This is a genomic window from Rhizobium sp. BR 314 (genome assembly GCF_047445805.1).
Lineage (GTDB): Bacteria > Pseudomonadota > Alphaproteobacteria > Rhizobiales > Rhizobiaceae > Rhizobium > Rhizobium lusitanum_B.
The window spans coordinates 1-16,999 of the sequence record NZ_JARWLA010000066.1; the positions used below are offsets into that span (position 1 = coordinate 1).

Annotated in this window: 15 protein-coding genes and 4 pseudogenes; 12 read left to right on the top strand and 7 right to left on the bottom strand. The window is 56.9% G+C overall.

The window, feature by feature from the left end; all coding sequences use genetic code 11:
* The 3 genes and pseudogenes from QD461_RS35055 to QD461_RS35065 all read right to left on the bottom strand — a co-directional run.
* Positions 1-375: pseudogene (locus tag QD461_RS35055) on the bottom strand (acetyl-CoA C-acetyltransferase); the annotation flags it as partial.
* A 134-nt stretch (positions 376-509) separates the two neighbouring features.
* Positions 510-1,145: a CoA transferase subunit B gene (locus QD461_RS35060; protein ID WP_414091496.1), complete on the bottom strand. Its 636-nt coding sequence runs from the start codon at positions 1,143-1,145 to the stop codon at positions 510-512.
* Positions 1,145-1,855, bottom strand: coding sequence for a CoA transferase subunit A (locus tag QD461_RS35065; RefSeq protein ID WP_414091482.1), 711 nt, complete (start codon positions 1,853-1,855; stop codon positions 1,145-1,147). The genes QD461_RS35060 and QD461_RS35065 overlap by 1 nt, the downstream gene beginning before the upstream one ends.
* Before the next feature lie 82 nt (positions 1,856-1,937).
* Here QD461_RS35065 and QD461_RS35070 point away from each other — a divergent pair, with 82 nt between their 5' ends.
* Positions 1,938-2,831, top strand: a complete 894-nt coding sequence (locus QD461_RS35070) for a LysR family transcriptional regulator (RefSeq protein WP_414091483.1) — start codon at positions 1,938-1,940, stop codon at positions 2,829-2,831.
* 46 nt (positions 2,832-2,877) lie between these two features.
* On the opposite strand, the gene QD461_RS35075 is transcribed toward QD461_RS35070, so the two are convergent.
* Complete coding sequence (locus QD461_RS35075) at positions 2,878-3,807, bottom strand: LysR family transcriptional regulator (protein WP_414091484.1); 930 nt, start codon at positions 3,805-3,807, stop codon at positions 2,878-2,880.
* A gap of 105 nt (positions 3,808-3,912) precedes the next feature.
* Between QD461_RS35075 and QD461_RS35080 the strand changes: the two genes are divergently transcribed.
* From QD461_RS35080 to queE, 6 genes and pseudogenes are all read left to right on the top strand, one after another.
* Positions 3,913-4,932 carry an aldo/keto reductase gene (locus tag QD461_RS35080; RefSeq protein ID WP_414091485.1) on the top strand — a complete coding sequence of 340 codons (1,020 nt, stop codon included), beginning with the start codon at positions 3,913-3,915 and terminating at the stop codon, positions 4,930-4,932.
* Positions 4,933-4,957: 25 nt separating this feature from the next.
* A complete protein-coding gene (locus QD461_RS35085; RefSeq protein WP_414091486.1) occupies positions 4,958-5,383 on the top strand; it encodes an SRPBCC family protein in 426 nt (141 codons plus the stop codon).
* Positions 5,384-5,625: 242 nt separating this feature from the next.
* Positions 5,626-6,154 (top strand): annotated as a pseudogene (locus QD461_RS35090) (IS6 family transposase).
* A gap of 532 nt (positions 6,155-6,686) precedes the next feature.
* Positions 6,687-7,397: a 7-cyano-7-deazaguanine synthase QueC gene (queC, locus tag QD461_RS35095; protein WP_414091487.1), complete on the top strand. Its 711-nt coding sequence runs from the start codon at positions 6,687-6,689 to the stop codon at positions 7,395-7,397.
* Positions 7,397-7,753: a 6-carboxytetrahydropterin synthase QueD gene (queD, locus tag QD461_RS35100; protein WP_414091488.1), complete on the top strand. Its 357-nt coding sequence runs from the start codon at positions 7,397-7,399 to the stop codon at positions 7,751-7,753. Before queC ends, queD begins: the two co-directional genes overlap by 1 nt.
* Positions 7,750-8,478, top strand: a complete 729-nt coding sequence (queE, locus tag QD461_RS35105) for a 7-carboxy-7-deazaguanine synthase QueE (RefSeq protein WP_414091489.1) — start codon at positions 7,750-7,752, stop codon at positions 8,476-8,478. The genes queD and queE overlap by 4 nt, the downstream gene beginning before the upstream one ends.
* A gap of 674 nt (positions 8,479-9,152) precedes the next feature.
* On the opposite strand, the gene QD461_RS35110 is transcribed toward queE, so the two are convergent.
* Complete coding sequence (locus QD461_RS35110) at positions 9,153-10,016, bottom strand: LytTR family DNA-binding domain-containing protein (RefSeq protein ID WP_414091490.1); 864 nt, start codon at positions 10,014-10,016, stop codon at positions 9,153-9,155.
* A 188-nt stretch (positions 10,017-10,204) separates the two neighbouring features.
* Between QD461_RS35110 and QD461_RS35115 the strand changes: the two genes are divergently transcribed.
* Positions 10,205-10,843, top strand: a complete 639-nt coding sequence (locus tag QD461_RS35115) for a DUF2306 domain-containing protein (RefSeq protein WP_414091491.1) — start codon at positions 10,205-10,207, stop codon at positions 10,841-10,843.
* A 16-nt stretch (positions 10,844-10,859) separates the two neighbouring features.
* Here QD461_RS35115 and QD461_RS35120 read toward each other — a convergent pair.
* Positions 10,860-11,162: pseudogene (locus QD461_RS35120) on the bottom strand (DDE-type integrase/transposase/recombinase); the annotation flags it as partial.
* Between the two features lie 21 nt (positions 11,163-11,183).
* Between QD461_RS35120 and QD461_RS35125 the strand changes: the two are divergent.
* Positions 11,184-12,326: a LysR family transcriptional regulator gene (locus QD461_RS35125; protein ID WP_414091492.1), complete on the top strand. Its 1,143-nt coding sequence runs from the start codon at positions 11,184-11,186 to the stop codon at positions 12,324-12,326.
* 338 nt (positions 12,327-12,664) lie between these two features.
* Here the strand turns inward: QD461_RS35125 and QD461_RS35130 are convergent, their stop codons facing one another.
* Entirely contained in the window at positions 12,665-13,303 is a 639-nt protein-coding gene (locus QD461_RS35130) for a hydrolase (protein ID WP_414091493.1), read from the bottom strand.
* Positions 13,304-13,639: 336 nt separating this feature from the next.
* On the opposite strand from QD461_RS35130, the pseudogene QD461_RS35135 reads away from it, so the two are divergent.
* The 3 genes and pseudogenes from QD461_RS35135 to QD461_RS35145 all read left to right on the top strand — a co-directional run.
* Positions 13,640-14,260: pseudogene (locus QD461_RS35135) on the top strand (IS6 family transposase).
* Between the two features lie 384 nt (positions 14,261-14,644).
* Positions 14,645-14,905, top strand: a complete 261-nt coding sequence (locus QD461_RS35140; protein ID WP_414091494.1) for a hypothetical protein — start codon at positions 14,645-14,647, stop codon at positions 14,903-14,905.
* Positions 14,906-15,084: 179 nt separating this feature from the next.
* Positions 15,085-16,999, top strand: a 1,915-nt coding sequence (locus tag QD461_RS35145) for a hypothetical protein (RefSeq protein WP_414091495.1), incomplete at its 3' end; no start/stop codon positions are given.

The window sequence follows — 16,999 nt, forward strand, 5'->3', positions numbered from 1 at the left end:
GTGCGGTGCCATCGACATGGATTCCTGGCCGCCGGCGACGATGATCTTGGCATCGCCGGTCAGGATCTGCTGCATGCCGAGCGCGACGGCGCGCAGGCCCGAGCCGCAAAGCTGGTTGACGCCCCAGGCGGTCGCTTCCTGCGGAATGCCGGCCTTCATGGCCGCCTGGCGGGCCGGGTTCTGGCCTTCGCCGGCCTGCAGCACCTGGCCGAGGATCACTTCGTCGACTTCCTTTGCGTCGACGCCGGCGCGTTCCAGCGCGCCCTTGATCGCCGTAGCGCCAAGCTCATGAGCCGGAACGGCCGCAAACGCGCCGTTGAAGGAGCCGACGGCGGTACGGGCCGCGCTGGCGACAACGATGGGAGTGGAAGTCATTCTTGATCATCCTTCTTGTTCATTGTTCAATCAGATTCAAGGCGTTAATCGACGTCGGCACCCGCCAGGCTCGCCTTCGACCCACTTAAGCAGTGAGTCGCTGTTCCACCGTTCCGTTGGCCGAAGGCGAAGCGTTAAACGAGGTAACGCGCTGTTGTCTTCGACGCGACTTCTTCTGCGGACACTCCATCGGCAACTTCAATCAGCGAGAATTGTTCCCCCGGCGAGCGGCGTTCGAACACACATAGGTCCGTGATGATCAGGTCGACGACATTGCGGCCGGTCAGCGGAAGGGTGCAGGATGGTATGAATTTGGGCGAACCGTCTTTCGACACATGTTCCATCAGAACGACAATCTTCTTGACGCCGGCGACTAGATCCATAGCGCCGCCCATTCCCTTGATCATCTTTCCCGGGATCATCCAGTTGGCGATATCGCCGCCTTCGCTGACCTCCATGGCGCCGAGGACTGCCAAATCGATGTGACCGCCTCGGATCATCGCAAAACTGTCGGCGCTCGAGAAATAGCTGCTGTTCGGCAGTTCGCTGATCGTCTGCTTGCCGGCATTGATCAGATCAGGGTCCTCATCGCCTTCGAATGGAAATGGCCCGATTCCGAGCATACCATTCTCCGACTGAAGCGTGACTTCCATGCCAGGAGGGATGTGGTTGGCAACGAGCGTCGGGATCCCGATGCCGAGATTGACATAAAAGCCATCACGTAAGGATAAAGCGGCGCGGGCTGCCATTTGATCGCGCGTCCAAGCCATCATGCGGCCTCCTTCTTGCGTACCGTACGGGACTCGATTTTCTTGTCGTAGGGGCTGCCTACGATCAGTCGCTTCACATAGATGCTTGGAAGATGAATGCAATCGGGATCGAGGCTGCCGGTCGGGACGATTTCCTCGACCTCCGCAACGCAAATCTTTGCCGCGGTTGCCATCGGTTGATTGAAATTGCGCGCCGTCTTTCGAAAAATCAGATTTCCGCTTTCGTCGGCCTTCCAGCCCTTGATGATGGCGAGATCCGCGAAAATACCGCGCTCAAGCAGATATTCCTGCCCATCGAAAGTCCTCACTTCCTTACCCTCAGCGACCAGGGTGCCGACCCCGGTCTTGGTATAGAAGCCGGGGATGCCCGCACCACCAGCCCTGCAGCGCTCTGCAAGAGTTCCCTGCGGGCAGAACTCGACCTCTAGTTCACCTGCCAGGTATTGCCGTTCGAATTCCTTGTTTTCCCCGACATAGCTTGAGATCATCTTCCTGATCTGCCGGCTCCTGAGGAGCTTACCAAGACCTTCGTTGTCGATACCGGCATTGTTGGAAACTACTGTGAGCCCGGAGACACCGCTATTGCGTAATTGATCGATCAGTCGATCAGGTATCCCACAGAGACCAAAACCGCCCGCACAAATTGTCATGTTATCGAAAAGCAAGCCATCCAGCGCAGCTGCCGCATCGGGATATAGTTTTTGTGTCACAATTTCCTCCCTTAAGTGGCAGCAATGGACATCATCTCAAATATCAATTCCAATTATTTCTTTTTTCAAATAATCATAGACAATGTCTATCAATCGCATTTCACTCTACCATCTCGAAACTTTGATCTGGATCGATCGGCTCGGCACGTTTGCGGCGGCGGCTAAAAAGCTGAACACGACTCAGCCCGCTATATCCGCGCGAATAGCGGAGCTCGAGGAACGGCTCGGGGCAATCCTGTTTCAGAAACATGGACGCTCGGCTAATTTGACGCCCGTGGGACGCGAACTTGTCAGAGAGTATCTGCCTGTTTGGGAGCAATTGCAGACGATTCTCCTTCGAAGTTCTGGATTCGAACAGATTCGCGGCCACGTGCGAATTGGGGCCGGTGAAATTGCCGCGGCCAGTTGTCTGCCTCGCTTTATGGTCGATATGAAAGAGCGGTGGCCCGATCTGACATTCGATATCGAGATCGAACTCACTGCGCAGATGATTCAGGCTCTCCTCACCGGAAAGATTGACCTCGCATTTGCCGCTGGACCGGTCGCCCATCCTGCGCTGAAGGCAACATCGATCGGAGCTGCTGAATTGCTGTGGGTCGCTAGCCCCTCTGTTGCAAAGCGGATGGCAACAGATGATCAGTGTTCGATCCACTCCCTCTGGTCTCTGCCAAGCCACTCTCCGATCTATCAGTTGATGAGAGATGCCCTCGCGTTGTTCCCCATTCGGCACCGCACCGTCAATCTTTGCAACAATGTGCGCATGATAATCGACATCGTCACAATGGGAGATGGCTTTGCGCTCGTGCCGAAGTCAATGATTCGGCCGCAACTTGCATCCGGAGCGTTGGTCCCTGTCCTGATTGATCAGAAAGTGGAGCCGATCGTCTTCCATATTGTAACACGCTGCGGAGAAGGTAGTCCGGTTATCAATGAAATATTGCGGGTCGCGGGCAAGATCGATCTCGAGTCGGCATGAGACATAACATCGCCGCCCTCGAGGATGGGCGCGTTTTTCCCATGGGTCATTGAGCCAGCTCCTCTAGCGCGATCTCGCGGCCCACGCAGCTCGTCTCTACCAACGTCTTGCGAAAAATCTCCACCAGCGGCCGTAGGTTGATCTTGTGCCAGGCTGCCCACAAAGGCGTCCGATAGGCAAACCACGACAGCTCGCGCAGCACCACGCCTGTTGGCGCTTGGTGGCGCAGACTCCGTTGAACCGTGGTCAGGCCGAGTCCTGCGGCGACCAGGCCGAGGGCTGCAAGCGGTTCCGTGGCCTCCATCGAGATGTTTGGAGTGAAGCCAGCCTTTGCGCAAGCCGCGATGAACGTGTCGTGTCGAAGCGCGTTTTCCTGATGCATCACGCCGATCCACTTCTGCGCGGCGAGATCAGTCGGGGTGATGCGTTGCTTCTCGGCAAGCGGGTGCCCCGCGGGCAGCGCCAGCAACATCGGGTCATCGAGCACCTGGGCAGCCTCGAGATCTGGATCGTCGAGTGGCGGCGGCTCGCAAACGAGCGCGATGTCGAGGCTGCGCTGACGCAGCCCTTCCAGTTGAACGTCGGACGGCTGGTTGTACAGCGCAATATGGACTGCAGGCCTGTCTGCGCGCAACTCGCGCAACGCATTCGGCAGCACGCCCGAGTGCATCGCATATTCCAGGTAGCCGATGCAAAGCCCACCTTCGTCGCCGCGTCCAAGCCGCCGCGCCAGAGATTCTAGCCGGTTGGCATGTGTCAGCAGCGCTCGCGCTTCTGTCATGAATGTGCGCCCGTCCCGGGTGAGGCGGATGCGTTGTTGTGAGCGCTCGAACAGTGTCAGCCCCAATTTCTCCTCAAGCTGGACGATCTGCCGGCTCAGGGGCGATTGGGAAATATGCAGCCGTTCGGCGGCGCGCCCGACGTGCTCTTCTTCTGCGACGACCACGAAATAATGAAGTTGGCGAATATCCAGCATATCAGACCTGCAGCGTCTCAAGTTCAGCCAATTATGTCTTAGACAAGCTTAACTGACAACCCTAAAGTCGCGTCATATTAGTTAACCCTGCACAAGGAAGCAGTCATGAGCATTAAAGACAAACTGGCAGGAAGCGTTCTCGGCTTTGGCACCGCACCGCTCGGCAACATGTTCCGCGACATCCCGGAAGCCGAGGCGCAGTCCACCGTCGACGCCGCCTGGGCACAAGGCGTGCGATATTACGATACTGCGCCGTTCTACGGCGCAGGCCTGGCCGAGATCCGGCTTGGGGAGGCGCTCGCTCGGCATCAGCGCGACGAGTATGTTCTCAGCACCAAGGTCGGCCGCTTGATCCTCGACGAGGTCGAGGATGCCAGCGCGCGAGCGCTTGGCGAAAAGAGTGGCCTGTTTGCAGCTGGCCGACCGAACAAGCTTGTCAACGACTACTCCGCCGATGCCACGCTGCGTTCGATCGAAGACAGCCTCAAGCGAATGAAGACCGACCGCATTGATATCGTGTGGATCCACGACATTGCCCAGGACTTCTACGGCGATGAATGGCTCTCCTATTTCGAGGTGGCGCGCCAGGGTGCATTCCGCGTTTTGACCCGCCTCCGCGAAGAGGGCGTGATCAAGGCCTGGGGGCTCGGCGTGAACCGGGTCGAGCCGATCGAACTGACCTTGGATCTCTCCGAAGCGGAGCCGGATGGCTTCCTGCTGGCGGGCCGTTATTCACTTCTCGACCACGAGCGGGCACTGCAGCGTCTGATGCCGAAGGCTGCGGAACGCAGGACCGAAATCGTAGTCGGTGGCCCCTACAGTTCCGGCATTCTGGCCGGTGGCTCGCACTTCGAATACCAGAAGGCGCCACCTGAGGTCGTGGCCAAGGTCGAGCGAATCAAGGCCGTCGCGCAGCGACACGGTGTCGGCATCAAGGCGGCTGCACTGCAGTTTGCCTTGGCCAACCCGGCTGTGGCAGCCGTGATTCCAGGCGCAAGCCGGCCGGAACGTATCGCCGAGGATGCCGCCGCTTTGAAAGAAGTCATTCCTGCGGATTTCTGGAACGAGTTGCGTGCTGAGCACCTGGTCGCAGCAAATGCGCCGCTGCCCGTCGATCGCATCTAACATCTGATTTAAGAAGGAGCCTACCATGGCACAAGCTTCAGCAACGATCACTCTCCCTGTCGCAGCTGACCGAGTATGGCAATTGATCGGCGGCTTCGATTCGCTGCCCGATTGGTTGCCGTACATTCCGAAGAGCGAGTTGAGCGAGGGGGGGCGCGTGCGCCGCCTCGTCAACCCCGACGGCAACGCAATCGTTGAACGCCTCGAAGCATTCGACAACAGTGCGCGCAGCTATACCTATTCGATTCTTCAGGCACCATTTCCAGTCTCTGGCTACCGCTCAACGCTGCGTGTGGTCGGCATTGATGGCGATCAGTCTTCGCGCGTCGAATGGTCTGGCGAGTTCACGCCGGCAGGTGTCAGCGATGAGGACGCATCGGCCCTGTTCGGGGGCATTTATCGCGATGGCCTAAGCGCGCTGCAGGCGACGCTGGCCAAAGCAACAGCATGAATGGACTGACGACCCTCTCGATGGTCGCTGTGCTTGGCGGCCGCCTCGTGTCGAGGCGGCTGCTGGTCTGCCCGCCTCGACACGTCCAGCGGCGCTTCCCTATTTCCTTAGGCAAGGAGCGGCGCAAAAAGTCCAGCTCGGTATATATTCGAATCCGATAAGACCTCGGATCATCGGAAAGCGATCGGGGTGTTCCCCCGATCCGGTCAAGTTCCCGCACCTATGCGCTTGGTTCGCGCCCGGTGGCCGGCACCGTAACGTTAACCGTCCGTGATCGACTTAACCCCGCCACAAATTTCCCGCTGAGGTGATTGCCCATGCAGTCTGGCTGTACTTTCAGTTTCCTCTCAGCCTGCGAATGGTCGCAGATCTTTTGACAATTCGTGGCGTCATCGTTTCTCATCAAACCGTAAAACTGCGGGTGGAGAAATTCGGCAGGCATTTCGCCAGCGATATCGATAGGCGCTGAGCCGGCAGGCCCGGTGACAAATGGTACCTCGATGAGGTCGTCATCACTATTTTAGGGCGCAAACACTGGCGTTGGCGTACCGTCGATCAGATTGGCTTCGTCCTCGACCGTCCTTGTGCAACGTTGCCGCAACACAAAAGGCTGCAAATCAGCGCAGCACCTTCAGCATTTCGTCTCCATTCACGATCCGATCGCAACCTCTGTCACATCCCGCGCAACGACATTCCATCTGCCAATGATCGCCAGTTGTCAGAAGTCGCAATGGGATGTGGTGCAAGATCGTCCACCTGCACGCTGCCTGAGACAAAATAAAGCCACAACCTCTTGTCTTCGCGCGGCCAACTTTACAGTGTGTCCATGATCAGTTCCCAATGAATATCTTTGCGCGTCAAAATTGGACTAAGCGCCGGCGAGCTGGAACCATTTCGCGAATCTGGACCACCTCGATGATCCAAGACCGGTGCACTTTATCGGTCCAATAAAGCCATGGACCAAGGATGGCTTGTTCATTTGTGTGGAGATCTCATCCAACTTCGCGTTTCATCGCGCCCCCGCCTGGATGCCGATACCGGCAGTTTTGTCAACAGCGTCTTCGCGACAGAACTGATCAGCCTCAAATCCAGATTGGCATCAAAGCATTGTGAAGCTGAACATCGATGTCCTACACAGCGTGGTCGACAATACTCAATGTCGCTCACATCTGCTGGCGTGCAGTCGAGACATAGAACGGGCGCCTTGTTTCTTCCGGATTCTGCTGCTAGGGGATCTGCCGTGGCTTGAAGAGCCATGAAATCCGGTCGCAGCCCACCCGGTCAAAACAAGGGATCCTGAATTATGAAGACTATCGTCGTCTGCTCCGGCGGATTGGACTCCGTTTCGCTCGCCCATAAAGTTGCGGGCGAACACCAGCTTATCGGCCTCGTCTCCTTCGACTATGGCCAGCGGCATCGCAAGGAAGTGGAATTCGCCAGCGCCTGCGCCGAGCGGCTCGGCGTACCGCATCAGATCATAGACATAACGGCCATTGGTAAGCATCTGACCGGATCAGCGCTCACCGACGATGTTGATGTGCCTGACGGACACTATGCCGAGGAAACCATGAAGGCGACGGTGGTGCCGAACCGCAACGCGATCATGCTGGCAATCGCCTTCGGCCTGGCGGCTGCACAGAAGGCGGATGCAGTCGCGGTTGCCGTTCACGGCGGCGATCATTTCATCTATCCCGATTGTCGGCCCGGCTTCATCGATGCTTTTCAGCAGATGCAAAACCATGCGCTCGACGGCTATGCCAGCGTTTCGCTCTATGCACCCTATGTGACGGTCTCGAAGGCAGATATCGTCACCGATGGTGCTCAGCACGCAACACCCTTTTCAGAAACCTGGTCCTGCTACAAAGGCGGTGAGCGTCATTGCGGTCGTTGCGGCACCTGCGTCGAGCGGCGCGAGGCCTTCCACCTTGCCGGCATTGAAGATCCCACCGACTACGAGGATCCCGACTTTTGGGTGGCGGCAACCTCGGGCTTCTCTGCCGAGGAGGTGAAGTAATGTTCATCATCACCAAGGAGTTCCATTTCTCCGCTTCGCATCAGCTTTCGCATCTGCCTGACGATCATCAATGCGCGCGCCTGCATGGGCATAACTACATCGTCGTGGTGGAGCTTTCGGCCGCGGAACTCGATGAAAGCGGCTTTGTCCGTGACTATCATGAGCTTCAGCCGTTGAAGCGCTACATCGACGATGAGTTCGATCATCGCCATCTCAATGATGTCCTCGGCCACAATCGCGTCACCTCGGAGTGCCTCGCCAAGCATTTCTACGATTGGTGCAAGGTCCGCTTGCCGGAGACTTCGGCCGTGCGCGTCAGCGAGACGCCAAAGACATGGGCGGAATATCGGCCATGAGTGAAGCGCGCATTCGCGTCAGCGAGATCTTTGGGCCGACCATCCAGGGCGAGGGGATATTGATTGGTCTCCCGACGATTTTCGTACGTACCGGCGGCTGTGACTATCGGTGCTCCTGGTGCGATACGCTGCATGCGGTCGACAGCGACTACCGCGACCAGTGGCAGCCGATGTCTGTCGATGAAATTTGGTACGAGGTGATGCAGCTCTCCGGAGGCAAGCCGCTGACGATTTCGCTCTCCGGCGGCAATCCCGCGATCCAGCCGCTCGGCCCGTTGATCGCGCATGGCCATCGGGAAGGCTATCGTTTTGCGCTGGAAACGCAGGGGAGCGTGCCCAAGGAATGGTTTGCACAGCTCGATGTACTGGTGTTGAGCCCGAAGCCGCCTTCGAGCGGGATGACGACCGATTGGGCTGTTTTCGAAGACTGTTTGCGCATGGCAGGTGGCAAACCGCAGATCATATTGAAGATCGTCGTATTCGACGAGGTCGACTATGCCTATGCACGGGAAGCTTCATTGCGCTATCCCCAATTGCCTCTATATTTGCAACCTGGCAATCATACGCCGCCGCCCCCTGACAATGACGATGCCCCTGTAGATGTTGACGGCGTTGTTGAACGAATGCGTTGGCTGGTTGACAAGGTGTGCGATGATCGATGGTTTGAGCCGAGGGTGCTGCCGCAATTGCACGTCATCATCTGGGGCAACAAGCGTGGCGTCTGAGCCCTCGCCGGCAAATCGTGTATCCTCAATCGGCGTTGTTGTGCAGTCATTCCCATTCTTGAACTGCGCCGATCAGGGATCTGGTCTCAGCCAACGACCTGCAGAGCAGCAAGTGACCACGTCTCATGCTTGATCGCCAGAGATAGGCGGTATCTGGGCATCACCTGTCAAAGCGCGCTGTTACGATTGAGTGAAACCGCATGGACGTCCGCGGTTGCGGTTGCGAATAGCTTTCGTGTTGGTTTGTGTCGAGGTTTCACCCAACTTAGCGTTCCATCGAGACCCCGCCGAGACTTCGATATCGCAAATTCGTCGGTGGCGTCTTCGGGACTGGACGGATGAGCCTCAAATGCAAATCTGGGTCAACGCGTTATGAAATGGAAGACCTCTGCGAGGTCTAGGAAGTATCGACAGTTGATCCATAGGGCGTTTGCGGCTGCGATGACGACAGCGAGGCAGTTTCTTGCGGTTTTCTCGAAATGGATACGATCTCTGGTGGATATGCTCGAATTCCGAAAAGCAGCATTCGACCGAGGGTCGCTATGCTTGGAGATGCTCACCTGGTGAATGGTGAATGCTGCTGCGTACGAGAGGGATCGTTGGAAATCTCGTTGCGGCCCGATCGTCTACCGCGGCATCGGGCAGCTTGACGGTATCGCAGTACTGACAATCTGCTACCGCGAGACATGTTGCCGCAGATGTTTTAGTCGTTTCAGTGCCTCCGTGTGACGGCGTGAGAGGGGTGCTTCATAGCCACCTGGGAGATCCACATGCATGTCACCCGAGCCGGCGGTGCGAAGCCCGACTATGCGAGCTCCGTTGACCAACCAAGACCGGTGCGTTCGTTCGAACCCGGACGGGGTCAATCGCTCCGCATAGGACGATAGAGTTCCACGGAGAAGCAGCCGCCGTCCGTCTTCCAGCAGCACTTCGACGTAATTGCCGGCGGCACGTAGAGCCAGTACCGTTCTTAGGGGAACCCGTACGACTTGGCCCCTTACCCGGATGTCGAAAATTGCTTCACGCTCCAACTCCGGAGCCTCGTCGCGTTTAGGGGTTTGCGCATGCGAGTGGTAGACGGTTAGTAAAGCCGTGATGAGCAGATAAGTTAGGACATCCTTGCGATATTCGTAAAAGCAATCACCTGGCTCAAAATGATAGTGGGCGCCCACTATGCCAAAGATGCTTATTCTCATGACTACCATGGTGGCGACATGCTGCGCTGAAAAGCAGAGGCTGGCGAACGCGTGGATGAAAACCGTGAGTAGCCATGGCATCTGACCGCGCTTTGCGTGTCTGAGAGCAAGTACAACAATCCAAAGTGCTCCTAAAATCGAGACACCGCTTGTTGCCTCGGTTACACTTGGGATCCACAATTCTGCATCCGGGCCATGACGGAGTGAGTTGTGGGCGAGAGTGAATATATTCGAAAGATCGACCGCAGCTATGCCAGCCGCGATTGTCGTGAAAGAGGTCACATCGAGCCCAAACCGACCGACTTTCGTCACGTTGAAATCGCCACTCGTCCCAACACTCATTTTTTCATCCCTCTTGCCTCGCCGACCGTACCTCAATTCTTGTCCATGAAAATGGCTCGATCATAGTCCGGTTTAGCCGACCAGAAAACGCCAATGGTACGGGAAGCATTTAACGAGTAAAAAGCTACAGGGGCACGAACCATATGAGAGAGAATTGCATCCACGCAATTGCACAGGGCATCGTAGCCATGCTTGCGGTAGCCGTGGCCGCATATTCGTCGCGATATTATGGTGTGCTGGAAAACGCATGGTTCGGTATCGATCCGAAAATAAAGGCGGTCATATTGCAGGCGCCACTGCCCGCGCTGTTGCACATGCTGATTGCTCCTGTTGCGCTGGCCTTAGGTCCGTTCCAGTTCTATCCGGGATTGAGGATACGTCATCCAAAACTGCATCGCTGGTCGGGCCGAGTTTATGTTGCGACGTGCATTGTAGGTGGAGTTGGAGCGTTAGCTACAGCACCATTTGCGTCGGGTGGGGTAATAGCTGGCCTCGGATTCGGACTTCTTGCCGTATTGTGGATCGGCACGACCGCCGCCGCCTGGATCTCGGCCGTTCGACGAAGTTTTGCCCGGCACCGGCTGCTCATGCGGTTCAGCTATGCAATGACCTTTGGCGCCGTCGTCCTTCGTCTCCAGATCCCGATCGGCTTCGCGTTAGGCTATGAGAGCTATTCGAGCATGTCGCCAGTGCTGGCATTTACGTCCTGGATACCCAATGTCGTGATCGTCGCCCTGTATTCGACATGGCAAACTTGGCGCCGTTCTCGGCCAGGTAAACTCAATGCCAGTTCCGCTGCGTCGGAGCCAAATGTTGTCAATCGATGAGGATCACGTCTGGTTGCGGCGGTATGAAAAGATCTCTGACCGCTGAAAAGATCGAGATGAACCATTGCAAACGGCCGACATATCGGAAGCCCATGCATCATCTGCTCTCGTTTTCGAAGTGGCAGTTGAGATTTTTCTGCGCGATTGTTCGGGCCCTTGTGCGATCGATGTTCGACGCCGGGCATCCCATCTCGTGTTGTCGTCCCCATGAGCGCAACTTGCCGGTGGCGATGGGTTTCGGCGTCAGAACCCGCTTTCCCAGCAGCCTGAGTAGCAATCGCTTGGCAACCTTGATATCGGGTCTGGCCTGGACGATCTCCGCCTGACGGATTCTCTTCTCATGCATACGCGCAATGACGCGACGTTCGTCCATACTAAACTGCACAATAGAGTGGGCCATTTCATCCTCCTGAGGTCATGGCCATTATTGTCTTCGTTGCATTTGAAAATGGAATCTGCCCAGATGGGTTTCGTCCTAGACGCGGGGACGATTGCAGAAAGAGTGACCATGAAGTGGCGTTTTGAGGACATACTCACTTTCGTGCGCGTGATGGAGTCCGGCAGTATCACCGCCGCGGCGGAGCGAATGAATTCGTCCAAGTCCGTGCTAAGCAGGCGCATTTCCAATCTGGAGTCCGCGCTCGGCGTCGAGCTATTTCAACGGTCGACCCGACACGTCAAGCCGACCGACAATGGTGATGCCTTCTATGAAAGGATGATCCCGCTCATCCACGAGATCAACCAAACCGTGGAGGGACTTTCGACCACTGGCGAGAGGAGCCTCCGAGGTCAGTTGCGCATCACCGCGCCGATGTCGTTCGGCGCGATGTATTTAGGTCCAGTCATTGCTGAATTCGCGCAGCGGCACTCCGGCCTCGAACTCGCTATCGACTACGAAGATAAGCTCGTTGACCTCGTCCAGGGTGGTTACGACATCGGAATTCGCATCGGCCACCTGCGTGATTCCAGTTTGCGAGCGCGCAAGCTATGCGATTGTCCACGCGTCGTCGTATGCAGCCCCTCCTATGTTGACGCCCACGGAGAACCTCAGTCGGTGGCGGAACTCGCAAATCATCAAGGAATCGACTATGCCTACGTTCACGCCAATCGCCTATGGCAGTTCGAGCCGGAAGGGAAGGGTGGTTCCCCGGTGAACGTCTCCATGCGCAGCCGCATTGTCATAAACAACGGCGGAGCCATGAGGGAGATGGCGATTGCGGGTCTTGGGATTGCGTCCTTGCCTATTTTTCTCGCGGCCGATGGATTGCGAGAAGGAACGCTCGTTCAAATCCTCCGGAATTACAGGCTGACGCCGTATACGATTTCCGCGGTTTATCCTCCTACCCATCACGTGTCGACGAAAGTGCGGACCTTCATCAACTTCCTCGTTCAGTTCTTCACTGCGCCCTTGCCATGGGAGGACGACGAAGCGGGGCAGCAGGCGCTTCGCCGCCTGCGTAGCATAAGGCGACCTGACGGCTGAAATGCCCGGAATTCAGTTACACAAAACGGCCGGGCAGCGCCGGACGACGCAGACCCAGCATAGTTGCGGTGGCAAGCAAAGTGATGGCTCCCAGGATAAGAGAAGCGTCGGCATAGCTCAAGATGAACGCTTCTCGCTGCACAATGCGGTAAGGTCCTGTCTTCCTTACGGGATTCATCGGCGACCACTTTGAGATCACGCCGCAACTCATCTTCCTTGCCCACCTTCGCGCGCAGGACGACGACAATGTTCAGTTCGCTCATTGTAGGAACTTCCCCGTTGTGACAGTTAAATAATAGAGGCCCGAGGAAGTTGGTCTTCCTCGGGTCTTATTGCTATTAGGCTCGGTCATATCCGAACTGGATACCTGCGGTGCCGCCGGTCTCAATGAACAGATCTATGAATTGCGGCACCGTTTCCTGGCGCTTCCAATCTCTCTGCAACTCACAGAAGAGTTGGGCAACGCTGATCATCTTGCCCCCGGCTTGCTCGATACGGCGAAGGGCCGCCTCGTGTGCAGCGACAGAAGTACCACCGACGGCATCGGCGACGACATAGACTTCGTAACCTTCCGCCAGTGCATCAATAGCCGGGAAAGTCAGGCAAGCTTCTGTCCAAAGGGCCGTCATGATAAGCTTCTTGCGTCCGGTCTGCTCGATGGCTTGGCGAAACTCGACATCTTCCCAGGAGTTGATGGACGTGCGGTCGTAAGTCGGCACACCTTCAAGTGCCTTCCGAATCTGTGGGATCGGTGGCTTGTTCAGGCCTGTCTTAACATTGACCGTCGAATGCACGATCGGCAACCCATATACTTTGGCCGCATTCGATGCTCCGACGATATTGTTAATGAGAAGCTGGCGATCCATCGACGCGATCGAATTCACTTGGACAGGCTGGTAATCGATGATCACAAAGGCTGAGTTCTTTGGACTAAGGAGCCGATCCTTAACAGGATCACGGATAGGTTCGCTGGTCATGGCGTAATCTCCTCTCTGTTTAGTCATTGGTTCAATCGCGCGCATTTAACGCTTGATCTTGAAATGTCGATCAAAGCGAGTAAGCCAAAAGGCCGACAGGTTGAGCGCACATTTGGCGGGCGCTGCGTTTGACGGCGACGCCTATCTTAAATCTAGCACCGCAGCAGCAGAAGGGGAGATTTGAACGAGCGAACGCGGCGTTCCGCTCCTTGCAACGATGCTGAGCTTGATTGGGGTTTGCGAATATGCGCTAGTTTAGTCTGATGCCCAATTGTATCCCGTGGATGGTGATGTCCGGCTAACTGCAGCTGGAAGATTTGCGGCTATTTCACCGTGATGTGCCAGAGCCCGGTCAGCTACAAACGCCATCGCTTTCCGCCGTCGGTGGTCGCCCACGCAGTCTGGCTGTATTTCCGATTTCCATTGAGCCTGCGCCTGGTAGAGGAAATGCTATTGGAGCGCGGCATCGTCGTTTCCTATGAGACGAACCGATGCTGGGCAAAGAAGTTTGGCCCGAACTACGCCGGCCGCTTGCGGCGCAAAGCGCCGAGCTCGAATGACGTGTGGTATCTGGACGAGGTGGTCGTGACGATCGGCGGGCGGGAACACTGGCTCTGGCGTGCTGTCGACCAGGATGGCTACGTGCTCGACGAAACCGTCCAAGCTCGCCGCAACGCCAACGCGGCCAAGCGCGTTCGTGTCCGTCTGATGGAGAAACCGGGATGTCGCCCCAAGCGCATCGTTGCCGACAAGCTTGGTTCTTACAGCGCGGCACGACGTCAGATCATGCCGGCGGCCAAGCACCGATCACATAAAGATCTGAACAATCGCGCCGAAAACTTGCATCTGCCGCTGTGAAAACGGGAGCGGGCGATGCAGCGGTTCCGATCGCCGGCTGCCCTGCATCGCCTCGGCGCGATAGCACATTGGAAGGCCCTGGCCGGAGTAGCCGCCTGATTACTCCGAACCTGGCAAATACGTACTCGCTCATATTAAGCTGACATCACCAGGCGCGGAGACTATCCGCCGACTGATGCGGAGGTAGCCGACGCAACAGCCAAATTGTAGCCCGCTGCTTACGAATACAGACCGCCTGCTGGCGTCGGCTCGAACTGGATAATACGACTTTTTGTCAAATAGGACTTTAGTCTGATCCGCTGAAGGCCGTGACAGAACTGCGAAATTCTCAAATAAAAACAATGGATGGCGAGGTGGTAAATGATCGCACCTCATCCTTATGGGGTAAGACGAGATCATTCTATTAGCTAATATGAAAACACGCGGAAAAGCGTAGGCTTTTCCCCGTGTTGGGATGGAGCAATCGTCATCTGGGGGACTCTGATGGCCATGTTGCAGCTGCACCATGCGCAAGCCAGTTCGATCCTGTTCGAAGCCAACGCGACTCCCGAGATGCTTCGTCATGAGACACCGGTGAACATATCGCTCAATGCCGCGCGAGCGGGCAACAATTGGCCCGCTTCCGACCTGGGCATGTGGCCGCCCCAATCTATCCCGCCTTGTCGCGGCATGGGCGCATATCTCACTCCTCTCAGGAAACCTGATGCCCTTTGCCGCTCGGCCGTGTCGAACGGATTCAGCTAGGCCAGGGCAACAGCGTCCGCATCGGCGGCACGAGCGTGGTCGCCAAGATTATCGTGAACATTCAGAGCAACAGTCAGGTGACAAAGAAATTCAACGCGCAGGGCATCCCACTCATACAGAGCTCGCAGTCATTGAGATCTTGAAAGTCGGGATGGCGCAAAAATGTAGGGAGAACAGCCATGTCATTGATCTCCGTTACCGGCAACGTAATTGCTGACGAAGACCTCGGAATTGTGACTCTCGCGGCCGATAGCGACCCGACCAGCCCCGACAACAACGTTACATTGTCCAATTTTCAGACGGGTATTCCCGCATCGTCTTCGCTTGGCACATCGCTAACGAGCATTGGCCTCTATCCCTCGACGACAACCGGAACCGGCACGACGCAGGCGATCGGCATCTCGGAGAACGCGATTATCAGCGCCACCGTGTCGAACATGATTTTCAGCGATAGCAGCGGCAACACGTTGAACGGAGTCGATTCAGGCTTCAAGGCGATCGATGGTAACGAGATCTTCCTCTATTCCGACCCGACCAATCCAGACATCGTCCTTGGCCGTGAATCGAACAGCGCCGGTGCTGTCGCATTCGCTCTCTTGCTGCAGCCGACAAGCGGCGGCGCTACCGTCTGGGTCGTACAATACGAGGCGCTCACCAACACCAACCCTGCCGTGGGCGAGGATGCCAACACGCTCGACCTTGCTAACCGCGTCTATGTCAGCGGGTCGTCGACCGCATCATTCAACATCGGCACCAAGGACCCTGGGCAGAACTACTGGTTGCCTTTCACGGATCCTACCACGACCACAACCGTCCTCGTGACCGGGCTCGATGCGAGCTCGACTAGTCCCGACACAGTCAACACCAGTTCGTCCGGCGACGGGAGCAACAGTCAGTCGATCACCCCCACCGAGGCGCTGCGCTTCGATTTCGTTTCCAGCTACACCGGCGGTTCCACAAAGGACAAAACTTTCCTCACTGACGGTACTCTCAACAGCCTCGTCTATAAAGAAGGCACGGGCGCGACCTTCGACATCAGCCAGGTGACCCCCACGGGTGACAAGGTCAACATTCAGATCATCGCTCAGAACGAGACCGGCGCCACTTTCGGCAGCACGCAAACGAATACCTCAGCGAATACCGTGGCATTGGGCGAAATCGACGTCTACACGACCGGCGGAACCTTGCTTGCGTCGTCGACGCGCACCACTGGTAACAACGGCATCACCTTCGGTGGCACCACCAGCGCGCCGAACGGCGTCGTCAACGGACTTGGCGTAGATGAAGTCGTAAAGTTCTTCTCCGCAGGCGGCGCCAGCTTCGATCAGTTCGTGGTTGAGAATATCACCGGCACCGGCAACACACCCGGCTTCGATATTCTCAATGTCACGCAAACGCAGACGATTAGCGCCACGGCCGAGGTCGGATCGCATATCCTGTTCGAGGATAGTGTGCCGATGGCAAGCGCAAATACCCAGACGGCGACGGTCGATGAAGATGCGCTGGTCGGCGAAGCCACCGGCGAGACCGGCTTCGGTGGTACCGCCACGGGCAATGTCTCCAACCTCTTCATTCCCGGCGTCGATACGCCGCTTACCTACCGGCTTATTACGGACACATCGAGCCTACCGACGAATGTGACGTCGCACGGCGTTGCTGTGACCTATGCTGTCACCAGCAGCGGTGGCGTCGATACGCTTACGGCGTCGGCTGGAGCAACGACTGTCTTTACCTTGGCGCTGACAGAGAGCACGGGTGCCTACACGTTCAAACTTTTCGCGGCAATCGATAATGAGACACCTCAGAATGGTTCCCCCGAAGGCACTTTCTCCTTCGATGTCAGCAAACTGCTCCAGGCAACCGATGCCGACGGCCATTTTGCCGCTGGCGATACGGCCACCGCCGCCGCCAATGCCCTGAAGCTGACCATCATCGACGACCAACCGACGGTGACGGCCAACACCCAGACGGCGACGGTCGACGAAGACGCGCTGGTCGGTGAAGCCACCGGCGAGACCGGCTTTGGTGGCACTGCCACCGGTAATATCTCCAATCTGTTCAATACGGGGGCGGATACACCTGCGACCTATAGCC

Coding starts and splice junctions, on each gene's coding strand:
- QD461_RS35115 (WP_414091491.1), top strand. CDS start 10,205: ATGCTTGCGGTAGCCGTGGCCGCATATTCGTCGCGATATTATGGTGTG.
- queD (WP_414091488.1), top strand. CDS start 7,397: ATGTTCATCATCACCAAGGAGTTCCATTTCTCCGCTTCGCATCAGCTT.
- QD461_RS35060 (WP_414091496.1), bottom strand. CDS start 1,145: ATGGCTTGGACGCGCGATCAAATGGCAGCCCGCGCCGCTTTATCCTTA.
- queC (WP_414091487.1), top strand. CDS start 6,687: ATGAAGACTATCGTCGTCTGCTCCGGCGGATTGGACTCCGTTTCGCTC.
- QD461_RS35130 (WP_414091493.1), bottom strand. CDS start 13,303: ATGACCAGCGAACCTATCCGTGATCCTGTTAAGGATCGGCTCCTTAGT.
- queE (WP_414091489.1), top strand. CDS start 7,750: ATGAGTGAAGCGCGCATTCGCGTCAGCGAGATCTTTGGGCCGACCATC.
- QD461_RS35075 (WP_414091484.1), bottom strand. CDS start 3,807: ATGCTGGATATTCGCCAACTTCATTATTTCGTGGTCGTCGCAGAAGAA.
- QD461_RS35140 (WP_414091494.1), top strand. CDS start 14,645: ATGGCCATGTTGCAGCTGCACCATGCGCAAGCCAGTTCGATCCTGTTC.
- QD461_RS35125 (WP_414091492.1), top strand. CDS start 11,184: ATGCATACGCGCAATGACGCGACGTTCGTCCATACTAAACTGCACAAT.
- QD461_RS35080 (WP_414091485.1), top strand. CDS start 3,913: ATGAGCATTAAAGACAAACTGGCAGGAAGCGTTCTCGGCTTTGGCACC.
- QD461_RS35110 (WP_414091490.1), bottom strand. CDS start 10,016: ATGAGTGTTGGGACGAGTGGCGATTTCAACGTGACGAAAGTCGGTCGG.
- QD461_RS35085 (WP_414091486.1), top strand. CDS start 4,958: ATGGCACAAGCTTCAGCAACGATCACTCTCCCTGTCGCAGCTGACCGA.
- QD461_RS35070 (WP_414091483.1), top strand. CDS start 1,938: ATGTCTATCAATCGCATTTCACTCTACCATCTCGAAACTTTGATCTGG.